Source organism: Bacillus sp. N6, from assembly GCF_052805735.1.
Genome location: NZ_CM127843.1, coordinates 3553671 through 3569675, shown reverse-complemented (window position 1 = coordinate 3569675; position 16005 = coordinate 3553671). Strand labels below are relative to the sequence as shown.

Genomic DNA, 16005 nt, shown 5'->3' with positions numbered 1-16005 from the left:
AAGGGAAGAAACACGTTAATTGCGTGTTTCTTTTTATTATTATTGTAAAGAAAGGACGTCTCATATGGGGATTACAAAAGAATATAAAAAGCATGCCTCTTTACAACCAAATAAAATAGCGATAAAGGAAAATGATAGAGTTTTAACATATAAAGAGTGGTTTGAATCAGTTTGTAAAGTAGCAAGCTGGTTAAATGAAAAAAAATCGAAGAATAAAACGATAGCAATCCTATTAGAAAATCGTATAGAGTTTTTACAACTATTTTCTGGTGCCGCTATGGCCGGGTGGGTTTGTGTTCCGTTAGATATAAAGTGGAAACAAGATGAGCTCAGAGAAAGAATTGAAATTAGTAATTCGGATATGATTGTGACAGAACGATATAAGGTGAATGATCTATTGGATGAAGAAGGAAGAGTAATTGAAATTGATGAGTGGAAAAGAATGATAGAGAAATATCTTCCTACATATTCCACTGTAGAAAGTGTACAACATGCTCCTTTTTATATGGGATTTACATCAGGATCAACAGGAACAGCAAAAGCATTTTTACGTGCACAACAATCGTGGGTTCATAGTTTTGATTGTAATGTACATGACTTTCATATGAAAAGGGAGGATTCGATTTTAATAGCTGGGACGCTCGTTCATTCTCTTTTCTTATACGGGGCAATAAGTGCATTATATGTAGGACAAACAGTGCACATTATGAGAAAGTTCTTTCCAAATCAAGTATTAGATAAGTTAGAAACTGAAAATATATCAGTTATGTATACAGTTCCGACAATGCTTGAATCTTTATATAAAAAAAGTAGATTAATAGAAAATAAAGTGAAAATTATTTCGTCAGGAGCGAAATGGGAAGCTGAAGCGAAAGAAAAAATAAAGAATATATTTCCTTATGCGAAAAGATATGAATTTTATGGTGCATCAGAGTTAAGTTTTGTAACAGCACTAGTCGATGCAGAAAGCGAAAGAAGGCCAAATTCAGTAGGAAAACCTTGTCATAATGTGCAAGTTCGAATATGTAATGAAGCAGGCGAAGAAGTACAAAAAGGTGAAATAGGAACTGTTTATGTGAAAAGTGATCAGTTTTTTATGGGATACATAATAGATGGGGGTTTAACACGGGAGTTGAATGCAGAAGGTTGGATGACAGTGCGAGATGTAGGCTATGAAGATGAAGAAGGCTTTATATATATTGTTGGTAGAGAGAAGAATATGATTTTATTTGGAGGAATCAATATTTATCCAGAAGAAATAGAAAGTGTATTACATGAACACCCAGCTGTTGATGAAATAGTTGTAATTGGTGTGAAAGATAGTTACTGGGGTGAAAAGCCCGTCGCGATCGTAAAAGGAAGTGCTACGAAACAACAATTAAAGAGTTTTTGCTTACAGAGATTATCCTCTTTTAAAATACCGAAAGAATGGCATTTTGTAGATGGAATACCTTATACAAATAGTGGGAAGATCGCTCGTATGGAAGCGAAAAGTATGATTGAAAACCGGGAGAAAATATATGAATAGAGCAGTTATTGTAGAGGCGAAAAGAACACCTATTGGTAAGAAGAATGGGATGTTAAAAGAGTATGAAGTTCAGCAATTAGCAACGCCGCTTCTTACGTTTTTAAGTAAAGGGATTGAGAGGGAAATAGATGATGTCATATTAGGTAATGTTGTTGGGCCAGGAGGGAATATTGCGAGACTATCTGCTTTAGAGGCGGGACTTGGCTATCATATTCCTGGTGTAACGATTGATCGGCAATGTGGTGCTGGTTTAGAAGCAATTCGAACTGCGTGTTATCTCATTCAAGGCGGGGCAGGTAAGTGTTATATCGCCGGGGGAGTAGAGAGTACAAGTACGTCACCTTTTCAAAAAAGAGCACGATTTTCACCTGAAACAATTGGTGATCCTGACATGGGAGTAGCGGCTGAATATGTTGCAGAACGTTATAACATCACGAGAGAAATGCAAGACGAGTATGCTTGCCTCAGTTACAGACGAACACTGCAAGCATTAGAAAAAGGATTTATATATGATGAAATATTGTCTTTTAATGGAGTATTAGATGAATCTATAAAGCTAGAAATGAATTATGAACGAATGATTAAAAGAACAAAACCTGCATTTTTACAAAATGGTACAGTAACGGCGGGGAATTCATGTGGTGTAAATGATGGAGCATGTGCCGTTCTTGTAATGGAAGAGGGGCAAGCCCGAAAATTAGGATACAAGCCTGTACTTCGTTTCGTTCGTAGTGCTGTAGTGGGAGTAGATCCAAATCTTCCGGGGACTGGTCCGATATTTGCGGTGAACAAATTATTAAACGAAATGAATATGAAAATAGAGGACATCGATTATTTTGAAATAAATGAAGCATTTGCTTCAAAGGTTGTTGCTTGTGCAAAAGAGTTACAAATTCCGTACGAAAAAGTAAATGTAAATGGTGGAGCAATTGCGCTCGGTCATCCGTACGGTGCATCTGGTGCTATGCTTGTAACACGTTTGTTTTATCAGGCACAAAGAGAGTCTATGAAATATGGAATTGCTACATTAGGAATTGGAGGCGGGATAGGGATTGCGCTATTATTTGAGAAAGTAGAAGACTAGCGAGGTAATTAGTTTTCTACTTTTTGAGGAACATAAGCATTGCTACCAGGTTTTGCTTTTATTTCGTTCCAAGCAGCGATCGCATCAGCTTTTGATTTCCCTTTGTTATTTGGATCTTCGAAAAAGTCGCGAGTGAAACGATTGTATTCAAACTGAGAGCTGATAGTTGTTTTATAAGTAGGATCTTTTTTTCGTTCGTTTTCTTCATACCAAAACGTTATTGCGTCTTCATATGTTTTTCCAACATTCTCTTTGAAAAATTTTTGAAGAGCTACTGTAAAGCGGAAGTTTGTTCCGATTTTTTCTTTGAAAAAAGCACGAACATCTTCGCTACAGCGGTGATTGTTAGTAATAATCGTTTGAAGAGAAAGGTCTTTATAGGATAGGGAAGCTTTACTCACCTTTTGAACAGAGATGTTTTTTAATATTTTACCAGTAGTTAAATAATGTGAGATACGCTCGGTTATTTCGATCTTAGAGCCACTAGCTGGCAACCCATTCTCACGACAAAATGTTTGGAGTTCTGCTTTTAACCAATAATAGTTTTGGAAATCTTCAAGTGATATAGACTTTGTTAAAGTTGGACGCATGAATGTAACAACTACTTTCTTCCATAATTTTCTTCAATTATAAAACGTATGTTCTTTTTATGGAAGGGTTAATTTGTAAATATAATGGGAAGAGGAGATTACATATGGAAAATGTAATGCAAGTTCGTGTTACGGGAATTTTAATTGAAGGTGAAAAATTATTGCTAGTAAAGCAAAAAGTTGCTAATAGGAATTGGTCTTTACCTGGAGGAAGAGTGGAGAATGGTGAAATGTTAGAAGAGGCGATGATTAGAGAAATGAGAGAAGAAACGGGATTAGAAGTTAAAATTAAGAAGCTACTCTATGTTTGTGATAAACCGGATGCCAGTCCATCTTTATTACATATAACGTTTTTGCTTAAAAGGATTGAAGGTGAAATTATGCTACCTTCTAACGAGTTTGATCATAATCCAATTCATGATGTGCAAATGGTGCCGATTAAAGATTTAAGTCATTATGGTTTTTCGGAAACTTTTATCAATCTTATAAGTGAAGGTTTTGTAAATGCAGGGAGTTATCAAGGTTTGAAACAAAATATAGGTCTGTAAATATAGGGGAAGGATAGCCGTTCGCTATCCTTCATAACATGTTTTAAACTGCTGACTGTAAAGAAGAAACAAGCTGATTTAAAAATTCATCTCCGCTCATAATTGCTTTCCCGCCACCGCGAGCACTCTTCTTATTTCCGCCACCTTTTCCTTCGATTGTAGGAAGAGCGTCTTTTAAAAGAGCATTCATATCGAGTGATACTGATTTTCCGCAAGCGAGAATACATTGTAGTTTGTCATCATTTTCGATGACGAAATACGTAATTGCATGCTCTTGTTGTTCTGTAATAATAGCGGAAAGCTTTGCGATTTCTTGCATAGAACGATTTGTAAATACTTTAGAAATAAGTATGTCAGCATGAATTTTTATAGGCTGTAGAAGTAGTTCATTTGCCTCTGCAAATAATAATTTTTCATTCATTGTTTGTATTGCTTTTTCGTTTTCTTTTTGAGAAGTAAGCAGTTGCGCCACTTTTGCTGGAATATCAGTTTCGCTACTGTTTAATTGTTTAGAAACATCTTTCATAATTTGTTGCTGTTGTCCCATTAATTTAAGTGTACGCCAACCAGCGATAAACGTTAAGCGTATACCACCTTTATTGCGCTCCCATCCTAGTACTTGAATAGGACCAACTTCACCAGTTCGTTTCGGATGCGTTCCACCACAGCCGTTGTAGTCAAAGTTTTCGATAATAACAACCCGTATATTTTCTGTCATAGTCGGTTCTTTACGAAGGGGCAACGTTTTCGCTTCTTCTAAGTCCATCCACTGGATGCTGATTGGATGGTTTTCAAAAACAATTTTGTTTGCAATTTGTATTGCTTTTTCAACCGTTTCTGCATGAAGATTTTCTGTTTCTAAATCAATTGTTACTGTTTCTTTACCAAGATGGAATCCAATTGTAGGTATGTTAAAATGGTCCCAAAAAGCAGCAGATAAAATGTGCTGAGCTGCATGTTGTTGCATATGATCAAAACGGCGCTCCCAATTGATTTTACCTTCTACGTCTTCTGTATGTAATTGTTCTGCAATGTAGTGACGAATTTCTCCGTTTATCTCTTCTACATTGATTACATTGATATCATTTAATGTACCAGTATCATATGGTTGTCCGCCACCTGTCGGATAAAATGCTGTTTCATTCAAAACAACGTATAAGTTACCGTCTTTATCATAATCTTGCTTTATAATTTTAGTAGTAAAGTCTTGCTTATAAGCGTCAGTGTAATATAATTTGTGCTCCAATTTTCTTTCTCCTCTCGCATTAACTAGTTTCATTGTAATGCAATTAAAATTAGTTTCCTAATATTTCAGAAGAAAGAAACTATTTTTAGAATTTTCTTGCTATAATAAGGGGAAGAAAATGCGGGGGTGGAATAAATATGTTATATGAAAACGGCGTAGATAAACTGCTTAGTTTAAGTAGAAATATTTCCGAATTATATCGAGAATTAAACGAAATGACCCGGATTTTAACGGATTGTAATCGAGAAAGTGTGAAGTTTGATCGATTATATGTAAAAGAGTTACTTTGGAAGAAAGAAGATGTAATAGAGAAATATGACCAGCTACTTGTACAACTTTGTATTAACGAATGCTTTGATCTAAAAAGTGTCATTACAGGGGAATATAAGTATACATATGAAGAAGTAGAAAACATAGTTTTACAATTTAATGAAAAGTATAATGTCGCAATCTTAATTAAAGATGTGTGTAAAGAATTACAGTTCACATATGGAATTGATATGGACATAACGAGAACAACTCGGGTATCAACAGCTCAAGTATAGAAAAAGGAAAAGAAAGCAGATCCTTTGCTTTCTTTTTTTTGTGAAAATAGAGAGAGTAGGTTTAACGATGAAGGGGAAGTTACAGCATATTCATCCGCTTGGAATGAGTATTATTTTAGGGACATTGTTTGCTAGGTTTGCAACTTCAATGAGTATCCCTTTTTTAGCGATTTATTTAACGACTGTTAAAGGTGTATCAGCTGGAATGACTGGTGCTATTATCGGAACGAGTGCACTTGTTGGTGTTTTTGCTAGTTTTATCGGAGGGAATTTATCAGATCGATTTGGCCGGAAAACGATTATGCTCTGGTCCATGATCGTTTGGATTTTTGTGTTTATAGGTTTTTCACTTGCGGATCATGTTTTAAGTTTCTTTTTATTAAACGCTTTAAATGGATTATGTAGGTCGTTTTTTGAGCCAACATCAAGAGCATTATTATCAGATTTAACAAAGCCTGAGTATCGGTTACTCGTCTATAATTTACGATACGGTGCAATAAATGTTGGAGTTGCAATTGGACCAATTGTTGGATTACAGATTGGAAGTGCAAAATCAACAATTCCTTTTTTAGTAGCAGCTGGGGTATATATTCTATATACAGCTATATTAGCGTTCCAATTTAAGAAGTATCCAATGGAAAAAAAGAAATTGAGTACAGAAAAACCTGTTACAATGCTAAATGCAATACGTATATTGCGAAAAGATATAGTATTTTTAGTTGCTTTAGTCGGTATTATTTTGAGTAATTGCGGTTTTTCACATTTAACGACGACAGTATCTCAATATTTTGCAAATGCACATATATTTGAGGATGGGGTGAAGCTATTCTCATATATGCTCGCTTTAAATGCAATTGTTGTAGTGATGATCCAATACCCTGTTATTCAAATGTGCAAAAAGTATACACCGTTAACATCAATTATGGTTGGGACTTTATTTGTGAGCGGGGGATTATTTGGCTTTGGAATAGTAGAATCTATGCTAGGTGCTGCCGTTTGTACAATTATTTTTACAATTGGAGAAGTCTTAATGTTTTCGATGACGGATGTATTTATTGATGATATTGCTGTTGCGCATCTAAAAGGAACATACTTCGGTGCGATGGGCTTTTCGGGAATTGGAGCAGTAATAGGTCCGTGGTTCGGAGGAGTACTTCTCGATTACTACGGGTACCAAAATGGGTTTGCGGTATTTTCAGCATTAGCTATATTTTCAACTGTGGCATTTCCTGTGCTTTTAGTTACAAAAGGTTTATCGAAAAAAAGATATGATAGAAATTCTAATATAGAAATGCATGCGAAATAACATAAGCCCCAGTAACCAACTGGGGCTTAGTTTGAATTATATTAACTCTTAATTTGAAAAAAGAACTTTTTTTTCATGCTTATCAGCAACTTCATTTTTGGAAATATGAATGGCTAAAAATCCGTTTTCTAAGCAGGCTAGCATCTTTTTATAAATGATAGTAGTAGGTAAAGGGATTGTTCGTTGTAAGGAAATGTTTTTATGAAGTATGCATATAGCTAGGCCTGTCTCTAACTTTTTAATGAGTACATTTTGTTCCGTGACATTTTGTACATCTGTTTCCAAAATATATTCTTCTTCGGTTTCGCAAAGATCGATGTGAATTTGATTTGGAAAGCTAAAGTTACTATAAGAATCGGAACAAAATTGATCCATCCATTCTTCGAAACCATCAACATGAAAAAGACAATTCTTCTTTTTCTTGCCCATGTAAGACACCCTCCGTAAAATATCAATTCATATCATGTTATGCATGAATGAAACAGAGGTGAAGAATAAATGATGAAATACAAACATTTTATGTTGAATGTGCACGGTATGTGAATGTTTTTATTACATATCATGATGTGAATGTTTTTTTTGGCGTGAATGGTTACGGTTTTTTACTTTATGAGATCCGCTTAATGGTTCAGGTTGTCCTTGTTTTTCTTTTGATTCACGGTTGTTTTTACCCATTGTATATGACACCTCCTCTTTCTTTTTAGAATGAGAGAAGTTGGCGATTTTATACGAGAATGTTTTTAGAAAAAAAGGTAAAGATAAAGGGGACTAACAATTATAGAAAGGGGATTATATAATGCCATATCATAAAGATAAGCAACAAGCCTTTCAAGCGGCACAGCAAGGAGTTACACAAGCAGAAAATGCATTTAATAATATTGTGAAAAATGACCCTAACTACGGTCATGATTTAAAAGAGTTACGCCAAGAGGTTCAGGAAGCATATGAACAAATTCAAAATGCACTAGAGGTAGCTTCAGAAACACAACGTCCACAACTTGAGCAATATGAAAAGAATCTCCAAAATATAATGCGAAATGTAGATCAATTAGAAAAGTAAATGAGGTTGTTGTCTATTCGACAACCTTGCTGCTTTAGTAAACGTTATGCTAAAACAGAAAATTTTTCTATTAGTTTTTTCTTTGCTATGTGCAGTACATATATTTCAAGTGGAAAAAGTGGAAGCGAAAATGTTGCTCAGAAAAGAGTTAGAACCAACTGGTTATGTAACATGGGAAGTACCTAATAATGAAAAAATTATTGCAATTACATTTGATGATGGGCCAGATCCAACGTATACACCACAAGTTTTAGATTTATTACGTCAATATAAGGCGGAAGCGACATTTTTTATGATTGGATTTCGAGTTCAGCGTAATCCATACTTAGTAAAGCAAGTTTTAAAAGATGGGCATGAAATTGGAAATCATACGATGAATCATTTGTATGCAAATAACTCATCAGATGAAAAATTGAAAAATGACATTCTGGATGGAAAGAAATTTTTTGAAAAATGGGTGAAAGAACCTTTGCTATTCCGTCCTCCTGGCGGATATATTAACGATGCTGTATTTAAAACAGCGAAAGAAGCCGGTTATCAAACCGTTCTATGGTCGTGGCATCAAGACCCGCGTGATTGGGCAAATCCAGGGGTTGAATCCATTGTAAATCATGTAGTGAAAAATGCTAAAAGTGGCGATATTGTATTGTTACATGATGGAGGGAATGATCGTAGTCAAACGGTAGCAGCGCTAGCAAAAATTTTACCTGAGCTGAAAAAACAGGGCTATCGATTTGTAACGGTTTCGGAATTACTACGTTATAAACATTAGAAGAAATCCCAAAAGGAAAATAGACCTTTTGGGATTTTTCTTTACTGGTTCTTTTTACGTTTCTTATTATTTTGTCGCTCTGCTGGAGTTAAAGGCTCGTTTGCAAATTCTTCATTGTAACCAGTTCCTTGTCCTTGTGCAGATGCAGCATTCATTCCTGAAATAGTATGATTTGCTTTTCTTTTACCCATTTTATTTCACCTCTATAACATTTTTTGTATGTTGAATGATGAGCAGTTCATAGTATGTATGAACTGTAAGTAAACCGCTGATAGAGCACTTTACTTTATGATAATAGTATTCATAAGGAGCATGAAAGCTATTCAAATTTAGAAACATAAAGAAAACTTATGATAATCTATAAGTTTCTTATTATTTACTTATTTAGAAAGTTGTAATAAGATATTATCGTAAGGTATTGAAAAGTTTGTCTACATTTTATATTCAGACAACTCAGTCACGTTTAACAGGGGGGAAACATAATGGTCAAACATAATCCATTTCAATCACGTGCAACTTTTGAAGTAGATGGAAAAACGTATCATTATTATGATTTGAAAGCGCTTGAAAATGCAGGGGTTGGCAACGTATCTCAATTACCATATTCCGTGAAAGTTTTACTTGAATCAGTACTTCGTCAAGTAGACGGACGTGTAATCACAGAAGAGCATGTTACAAATTTAGCGAAATGGGGAACGAAAGATGTGCAAGATATCGATGTTCCATTTAAACCATCTCGTGTAATTTTACAAGATTTCACTGGTGTTCCAGCTGTTGTTGATTTGGCTTCGCTTCGTAAAGCAATGGCAGACATGGGTGGGGATCCTGACAAAATTAATCCTGAAATTACTGTAGACCTTGTAATTGACCACTCTGTACAGGTTGATAGAGCGGGTACGGCAGACGCGCTTGCATTCAACATGGACTTAGAGTTTAAACGTAATGAAGAACGTTATAAATTTTTAAGCTGGGCACAAAAATCATTTGATAACTACCGTGCAGTTCCACCAGCTACAGGCATTGTACACCAAGTAAACCTTGAATATTTAGCACCAGTTGTTCATGCTGTGAAAAATGCTGAAGGTGACTTAGTTGCATACCCAGATTCATTAGTTGGAACAGACTCACATACAACAATGATTAACGGTATTGGCGTTCTTGGATGGGGCGTTGGTGGTATTGAAGCAGAAGCAGGAATGCTTGGACAGCCTTCATACTTCCCAGTACCTGAAGTAATCGGTGTGAAATTAACTGGCACACTTCCAAGTGGTACTACAGCAACAGACGTTGCATTAAAAGTAACACAAGTATTACGTCAAAAAGGTGTAGTTGGTAAATTTGTTGAGTTCTTCGGTAATGGACTAAAGAGCATGCCTTTAGCTGACCGTGCAACAATTTCAAATATGGCACCAGAATACGGCGCAACTTGTGGATTCTTCCCAATCGATGATATTTCATTAGAATACTTACGTTTAACAGGTAGAGATGAAGAGCAAATTCGTATTGTTGAAGAATACTGTAAAGCGAACGGTTTATTCTATACAGCAGACAGTAAAGATCCAATCTACACTGATCTGGTTGAAATTGATTTAAATACAATTGAATCTAACCTTTCTGGACCGAAACGCCCACAAGATTTAATTCCACTTTCAGATATGAAAGATGCGTTCCACAAAGCTGTTGTAGCACCAGTTGGAACACAAGGACTTGGATTTAATGAGCAAGAGTTCGATAAAGAAGTGAAGGTTACATTAGAAGATAAAGAAGTAACGATGAAAACAGGTGCAATTGCAATCGCTGCAATTACAAGCTGTACAAATACATCAAACCCATATGTATTAATTGGGGCAGGTCTAGTTGCGAAGAAAGCAATTGAAAAAGGACTTGTAGTACCTGAGTACGTAAAAACATCATTAGCACCAGGATCTAAAGTTGTTACAGAGTACTTAGATAAGTCTGGTTTAACAACATATTTAGATCAATTAGGTTTCCAAACAGTTGGTTACGGCTGTACGACTTGTATCGGTAACTCTGGTCCATTAGCGCCAGAATTAGAAGAAGCAATCGCAGCAAACGACTTATTAGTAACATCTGTTTTATCTGGTAACCGTAACTTTGAAGGTCGTATTCATCCACTTGTAAAAGCAAACTACTTAGCATCACCACCACTTGTTGTGGCATATGCACTTGCAGGTACTGTTGATATTGACCTGAAAAATGATGAAATCGGTAAAGATGCAAATGGCAATGCTGTTTACTTCAACGATATTTGGCCATCAGCTAAAGAAATTGAAGATGTAGTTCAAAGCGTTGTTACATCTGAACTATTCAAGAAAGAATATGCACAAGTATTTAATAGCAATGAGCGTTGGAATGAAATCCAAACTTCAAACGAAGCTTTATATACTTGGGATAATGATTCAACATACATTCAAAACCCACCATTCTTTGAAGGGTTATCTAAAGAGCCAGGTGAAGTTGAAACGTTATCAGGTTTACGCATAGTTGGTAAATTTGGTGATTCTGTAACGACAGACCACATTTCACCAGCAGGTTCAATTGGTAAGCACACACCAGCTGGACGCTACTTATTAGAAAACGGCGTACAACCAGTTGACTTTAACTCTTACGGTTCTCGTCGTGGTAACCATGAAGTTATGATGCGTGGTACATTTGCAAACATCCGTATTAAAAACCAAATCGCACCAGGAACAGAGGGCGGATATACAACATATTGGCCAACTGGTGAAGTAACATCAATCTATGATGCTGCTATGAAATATAAAGAAGATGGAACAGGTCTTCTAGTTGTTGCTGGTAAAGATTACGGTATGGGAAGTTCACGTGACTGGGCTGCGAAAGGTACTAACTTATTAGGTATTAAAGCAGTAATCGCAGAAAGCTTCGAACGTATTCACCGCAGTAACTTAGTGTTAATGGGTGTATTACCACTTCAATTTAAAGATGGCGAAAGTGCTGAAACATTAGGCCTTGTTGGTAACGAGTCATTTGAAATTCAAATCGACAAATCAGTTAGACCACGCGATCTTGTAAAAGTAGTTGCAACTGATTTAGATGGCAACGAAAAACAATTTGAAGTAGTAGCTCGTTTCGATAGTGAAGTAGAAATTGACTACTACCGTCACGGTGGTATTCTGCAAATGGTTCTTCGTGAGAAAATCGAAGAGTCAAAAGTGTCGAACTAAATAATTGAAATGAAAAATAAGGAAGCTAACAATAGTTAGCTTCCTTATTTTATGGAAAGGGATGAAACCATATGGTTTCATCCCTTTCTTTTTACTACGAAAAGTGGAGGGAACGTCATGAAAGAATATAAAAGAATATTGTTGCCGTTACGAAAAGAGAAAATATTAGTAATGGCATCTGTATGTAGTGGGATAATTGCTGCCATTTTAAATTTATCACGCCCAATTTTCATGGGATTAATTGTAGACAATCTTATTCAAAGGGAGCTAAAAGGTGCGTATTTATATATAGCTTTGTTTGCGGGTATTCGCTTTTTAATGTGGACGAACAATCTTTTATTTGATTATATAAGCTCAAAAGCCAGTCAACGTATATTACAAACGAAACGTATAGAATTATTGCGTCACTATTTCTCATTATCGTTTGAAGAGAGTGAGAAGATTAAGCAAGGGGAGTTAGAAACTTTGGTCGTATCTGATATTCCGAACTGGGTCAGATTATATGGCTCTATATTAATAGAGTATATACACGCTATTGCCCAATTTATTGGAGCTTTCATAGCACTACAACATATAGATTTGCAGTTTATATTGTGGGTAACTCCGTTTTTATTTTTAAGTGCAATTGTTCCAATACTGATGGGAGGAAAGGTAAGGGATATTGCAAGCATTGCTCAAAAAAATCAATCGAGTGTTGTAGAGATGGTGTCACAGTTTGTAAAGGGTATACAAGATTTACGTAGTTTACAAAAAGAAAAATGGGCCATTCGCTTATTTAAAGGAGTAACGGCACAATCTTATAAATCGGAAGTAAAGAAGACGATGATGCAACATTGCATTGGAGTAGTTGAAACAGTGATTGAAACAGGAGCATATATCGTTGTTCTCATTGTAGGTGCACAAAAAATAATGAAAGGGGAAATGGAAGTTGGTTCACTTGTTGCAGTGTTAGCTACAATTGAAATGCTCTTTTTCCCAGTCCGTTACGTGGGCGATTTATTAATGACGACACAAGTTGCAGTCGCTTCGGCAAATAGAGTTTTTTCCTTTTTAGATAAAAGAGTGGCAGATAGTAATGTAGAAAGAGCGATGGGGATGATAATAACAAATGTTTCATTTCAGGAGAGTGAAGAAGAGAAATGTAGAATTAATAATATTGATTTGCAAATTAATCCTGGTGAATTCGTTATCATTGTCGGAGAAAGTGGTGCAGGAAAAACAACGCTTTTAAAATTAATGACAGGTTTGTATAAACCATCTAACGGTAGTGTTGTTTATTATGGTCAAAAGGCTCGAATGACTACAGTGTGGCAAGAACCACGTTTTTTCCGAACGACGGTAACAGAGAATATGTATTTCGGGGAAGAGGGTTTAGAAAATCAGTTAGAAAAAAATAGTGAACTTATAAATGCAACGCCGATTATTAGAGGGTTACCTGAAGGGAGTCAAACTGTGCTACATAAAAGCGGTGAAGAGTTTTCAGGAGGCGAAAGAAAACGTCTTGCATTATTACGAGCAATTGGTTCAAATCCGAATCTTATTATTTTAGATGAACCGACTGCGGGGTTAGATCCGAGTAATCAAGAAACTGTTTGGAATATGATTGAAGGACTAGGAAGAGATGTAACGAGAATTGTGGCAACACATGATGTAGAGAAAGTGATACTAGCGGATCGTGTTGTCATAATGAGAGAAGGAAGTATTGTTGCATGTGGAAGTCCTGAAAAATTAATAAATAGTCATTCATTTTGAAAGAGATGTGAATAAAGATAAGAGCAGTGACCTTATCTTTATTCAACATCATTTATTTGATATTGGATAGATTCTGAATGATTTAGATCTACGTTAAAAGTAGCAGTCATAAGGAAAGTGGCAATTCCAAGAATTAAGAAAAGGGCGAATGAGACTAGAGAAATGTAGAGACAAATACGTCCTACTTTCTTTTTTTCAAGATCGTTACTAAAGAGTGAAATGATCCATGTAATAATACCGATTGGATATAAAAGAAAACTAAGAATATATAATGTTATTTTTTCGAATGAATTCATAAAAAATCCCCCTTTTGTTGAAGTTTATATAAGTACGAAAGTAAAAAGGTGAATGGGCCCATAAGAAGATAAACAACATTTCATCTGTTTTTCTAATTATATGATAAAAAGGAAAAAATCACACATTGAATAAGAATATTCTAATTATTTCGACTCTGAATATTTCCAAGCTTGTCCGTATAAGCTAAAATAAGGTATATAGCATTTTGATGAATGTGTTAAAAGAAGATAAATACGTTAGGGTGATATAAAATGTGGCGGAAGCTTACGATTATTGTAGTGTTACTTTGTTTAGCGGGATATGCAGCTTATGAACAGTTTGGTAATAAAGAGCAGGCGGTACAAGGAAAGCAAGAAAAAAGTGAAGCTGCGATGAAAGAGATTATCGCAAGGAATGGTATTGAGATAGGGAAGAGTGCACCAGACTTTGAGTTAACTAAGTTAGATGGGACAAATGTAAAGTTATCGGATTTAAAAGGAAAGAAAGTAATTTTAAACTTTTGGGCTACGTGGTGTGGACCATGTCAGCAAGAAATGCCTGATATGGAGGCTTTCTATAAAGAACATAAAGAAAACGTAGAAATTTTAGCAATCAACTATACGCCTTCAGAAAAAGGTGGGGGGGAAGAAAAGGTAAGTAATTTTGCTAAAGAAAAAGGAATTACTTTTCCTGTTTTATTGGACAAGAACATTGATGTAACGACAGCGTATAAAGTAATTACGATCCCAACTTCGTACTTTATAGATACAAAAGGTGTCATTCAAGATAAGTTTATTGGGCCGATGACGCAAAAAGAGATGGAAAAAAGGATTGCGAAATTAAAGTAATGGTGAAAAGGTAGAGATGGAAAGTAGCCATTTCTGCCTTTTCTTTTTCAAGTAGTGAAAGCTTCATGATATGATAAAAGAAATATAATTGTTAAGAGATAAAGGAGTGTATGGAGTGGGGAATATATCCTTACCGTTAGATTATGTTGTAATTGATTTTGAAACAACAGGATTTAACCCTTATAATGATAAAATTATTCAAGTTGCAGCAGTGAAATATCGTAATCATGAACTAGTAGATCAATTTGTTTCCTATGTGAATCCAGAACGTCCAATTCCGGACCGAATAACGAGTTTAACGGGTATTACTAATTATCGTGTTTCAGATGCGCCGACGATTGAAGAAGTGTTACCTTTATTTTTAGCATTTTTACATACAAATGTTATTGTCGCCCATAACGCTTCTTTTGATATGCGCTTTTTGAAAAGTAATGTAAATATGCTTGGGCTGCCCGAACCTACAAATAAAGTAATTGATACTGTATTTTTAGCAAAGAAATACATGAAGCATGCGCCTAATCATAAACTTGAAACGTTAAAAAGAATGCTTGGAATTCGTTTAAGCTCCCATAATGCATTTGACGATTGTATTACATGTGCTGCTGTTTATCAAAAGTGTGCAGCTATTGAAGAAGAAGGACAGAGAAAAGTAAATAAGGTCTTACTCGATGAAACCGTAGTATACGAAGCGGTGAAAGAAATGCTTGAACGTAATAAACGTAATGTAAAATGGCTACGTTGTATGCATGTAGGAAGTTATTTAGATATAAAAGCTTTTTATCCAGTTATGAGATTAAAGGTAAAAGGGCGAAAGAAATATGTATTAACAGAGATATTAGAAGATGATGTGAAAGAAATATGTACAAGCTTAACATGTGAACCAGCGTTAAATAGTGAAGCTGGTAATACGAGAATTATGCTGAATAGCTTAGAGGATGTTATGAAATTAGAAAGTTATATTTTAGAACAGTATGATTTTGTATTACAGGCGCTTCATGATTATAAAGAAAATGAAATGAATGCAGATGAAAAGTTGAAAGAGTATTTAAACGTTATGGTATAAAAACTCCGTGTGCTATTTTGAAGTGAACCCGAATTGTGGTACAGGAAAAAACATCTTCTGAATTCGCATACTAAGTATGTAAATTTGACGGAGATGTTTTTCATTTTAAGAGCAGAGTACATTACTGAGCATAAGTAATGTGGTTGGTTTGATATTGAAAGCCCCCATCATTTTAGTCATA

17 protein-coding genes are annotated in these 16005 nt (G+C 35.3%); 11 read left to right on the top strand and 6 right to left on the bottom strand.

The genetic code is table 11. The annotated features are described in order from the left end of the window. Positions 1-64: 64 nt before the first annotated feature. Together ACUXVC_RS18270 and ACUXVC_RS18265 are read left to right on the top strand one after the other, a co-directional pair. Complete coding sequence (locus tag ACUXVC_RS18270) at positions 65-1528, top strand: acyl-CoA synthetase (protein WP_446025811.1); 1464 nt, start codon at positions 65-67, stop codon at positions 1526-1528. Continuing rightward, on the top strand, positions 1521-2612 hold the full coding sequence (locus ACUXVC_RS18265; protein ID WP_144465631.1) for an acetyl-CoA C-acyltransferase: 1092 nt from the start codon (positions 1521-1523) through the stop codon (positions 2610-2612). Before ACUXVC_RS18270 ends, ACUXVC_RS18265 begins: the two co-directional genes overlap by 8 nt. A gap of 8 nt (positions 2613-2620) precedes the next feature. On the opposite strand, the gene ACUXVC_RS18260 is transcribed toward ACUXVC_RS18265, so the two are convergent. Further along, positions 2621-3202: a DUF6434 domain-containing protein gene (locus tag ACUXVC_RS18260; protein ID WP_144465630.1), complete on the bottom strand. Its 582-nt coding sequence runs from the start codon at positions 3200-3202 to the stop codon at positions 2621-2623. A 104-nt stretch (positions 3203-3306) separates the two neighbouring features. Here ACUXVC_RS18260 and ACUXVC_RS18255 point away from each other — a divergent pair, with 104 nt between their 5' ends. After that, entirely contained in the window at positions 3307-3750 is a 444-nt protein-coding gene (locus tag ACUXVC_RS18255; protein ID WP_144465629.1) for an NUDIX hydrolase, read from the top strand. 43 nt (positions 3751-3793) lie between these two features. Here ACUXVC_RS18255 and ACUXVC_RS18250 read toward each other — a convergent pair whose 3' ends face one another. Next, positions 3794-4996: an alanyl-tRNA editing protein gene (locus ACUXVC_RS18250; protein ID WP_340720107.1), complete on the bottom strand. Its 1203-nt coding sequence runs from the start codon at positions 4994-4996 to the stop codon at positions 3794-3796. Between the two features lie 137 nt (positions 4997-5133). Between ACUXVC_RS18250 and ACUXVC_RS18245 the strand changes: the two genes are divergently transcribed. Next, complete coding sequence (locus ACUXVC_RS18245) at positions 5134-5541, top strand: hypothetical protein (RefSeq protein WP_000965149.1); 408 nt, start codon at positions 5134-5136, stop codon at positions 5539-5541. A gap of 67 nt (positions 5542-5608) precedes the next feature. After that, entirely contained in the window at positions 5609-6847 is a 1239-nt protein-coding gene (locus ACUXVC_RS18240) for an MDR family MFS transporter (RefSeq protein WP_048655769.1), read from the top strand. A gap of 48 nt (positions 6848-6895) precedes the next feature. On the opposite strand, the gene ACUXVC_RS18235 is transcribed toward ACUXVC_RS18240, so the two are convergent. Continuing rightward, entirely contained in the window at positions 6896-7276 is a 381-nt protein-coding gene (locus ACUXVC_RS18235) for an Hsp20/alpha crystallin family protein (protein WP_000516758.1), read from the bottom strand. Between the two features lie 123 nt (positions 7277-7399). Beyond that, positions 7400-7522: a small acid-soluble spore protein P gene (locus tag ACUXVC_RS18230; RefSeq protein WP_000517654.1), complete on the bottom strand. Its 123-nt coding sequence runs from the start codon at positions 7520-7522 to the stop codon at positions 7400-7402. A gap of 121 nt (positions 7523-7643) precedes the next feature. Here ACUXVC_RS18230 and ACUXVC_RS18225 point away from each other — a divergent pair, with 121 nt between their 5' ends. Further along, positions 7644-7907: a hypothetical protein gene (locus ACUXVC_RS18225; RefSeq protein WP_098127245.1), complete on the top strand. Its 264-nt coding sequence runs from the start codon at positions 7644-7646 to the stop codon at positions 7905-7907. 46 nt (positions 7908-7953) lie between these two features. Continuing rightward, positions 7954-8679, top strand: a complete 726-nt coding sequence (gene pdaB / locus ACUXVC_RS18220) for a polysaccharide deacetylase family sporulation protein PdaB (protein ID WP_141241000.1) — start codon at positions 7954-7956, stop codon at positions 8677-8679. A gap of 41 nt (positions 8680-8720) precedes the next feature. Here the strand turns inward: pdaB and sspO are convergent, their stop codons facing one another. Further along, entirely contained in the window at positions 8721-8870 is a 150-nt protein-coding gene (gene sspO / locus ACUXVC_RS18215) for an acid-soluble spore protein SspO (protein ID WP_000518057.1), read from the bottom strand. Positions 8871-9161: 291 nt separating this feature from the next. On the opposite strand from sspO, the gene acnA reads away from it, so the two are divergent. Together acnA and ACUXVC_RS18205 are read left to right on the top strand one after the other, a co-directional pair. Continuing rightward, a complete protein-coding gene (acnA, locus tag ACUXVC_RS18210; protein WP_000238555.1) occupies positions 9162-11885 on the top strand; it encodes an aconitate hydratase AcnA in 2724 nt (907 codons plus the stop codon). A 117-nt stretch (positions 11886-12002) separates the two neighbouring features. Then, the gene (locus ACUXVC_RS18205; protein WP_095690385.1) at positions 12003-13637 is read left to right on the top strand and encodes an ABC transporter ATP-binding protein; all 1635 of its coding nucleotides are present in this window, start codon (positions 12003-12005) and stop codon (positions 13635-13637) included. A gap of 38 nt (positions 13638-13675) precedes the next feature. Here ACUXVC_RS18205 and ACUXVC_RS18200 read toward each other — a convergent pair whose 3' ends face one another. After that, positions 13676-13933: a hypothetical protein gene (locus tag ACUXVC_RS18200; RefSeq protein ID WP_095690386.1), complete on the bottom strand. Its 258-nt coding sequence runs from the start codon at positions 13931-13933 to the stop codon at positions 13676-13678. Between the two features lie 252 nt (positions 13934-14185). Between ACUXVC_RS18200 and ACUXVC_RS18195 the strand changes: the two genes are divergently transcribed. Together ACUXVC_RS18195 and ACUXVC_RS18190 are read left to right on the top strand one after the other, a co-directional pair. After that, positions 14186-14761 carry a TlpA family protein disulfide reductase gene (locus ACUXVC_RS18195; RefSeq protein ID WP_000269086.1) on the top strand — a complete coding sequence of 192 codons (576 nt, stop codon included), beginning with the start codon at positions 14186-14188 and terminating at the stop codon, positions 14759-14761. A 115-nt stretch (positions 14762-14876) separates the two neighbouring features. Continuing rightward, entirely contained in the window at positions 14877-15824 is a 948-nt protein-coding gene (locus ACUXVC_RS18190) for a 3'-5' exonuclease (RefSeq protein WP_048655766.1), read from the top strand. The last annotated feature ends 181 nt before the right edge of the window (positions 15825-16005 follow it).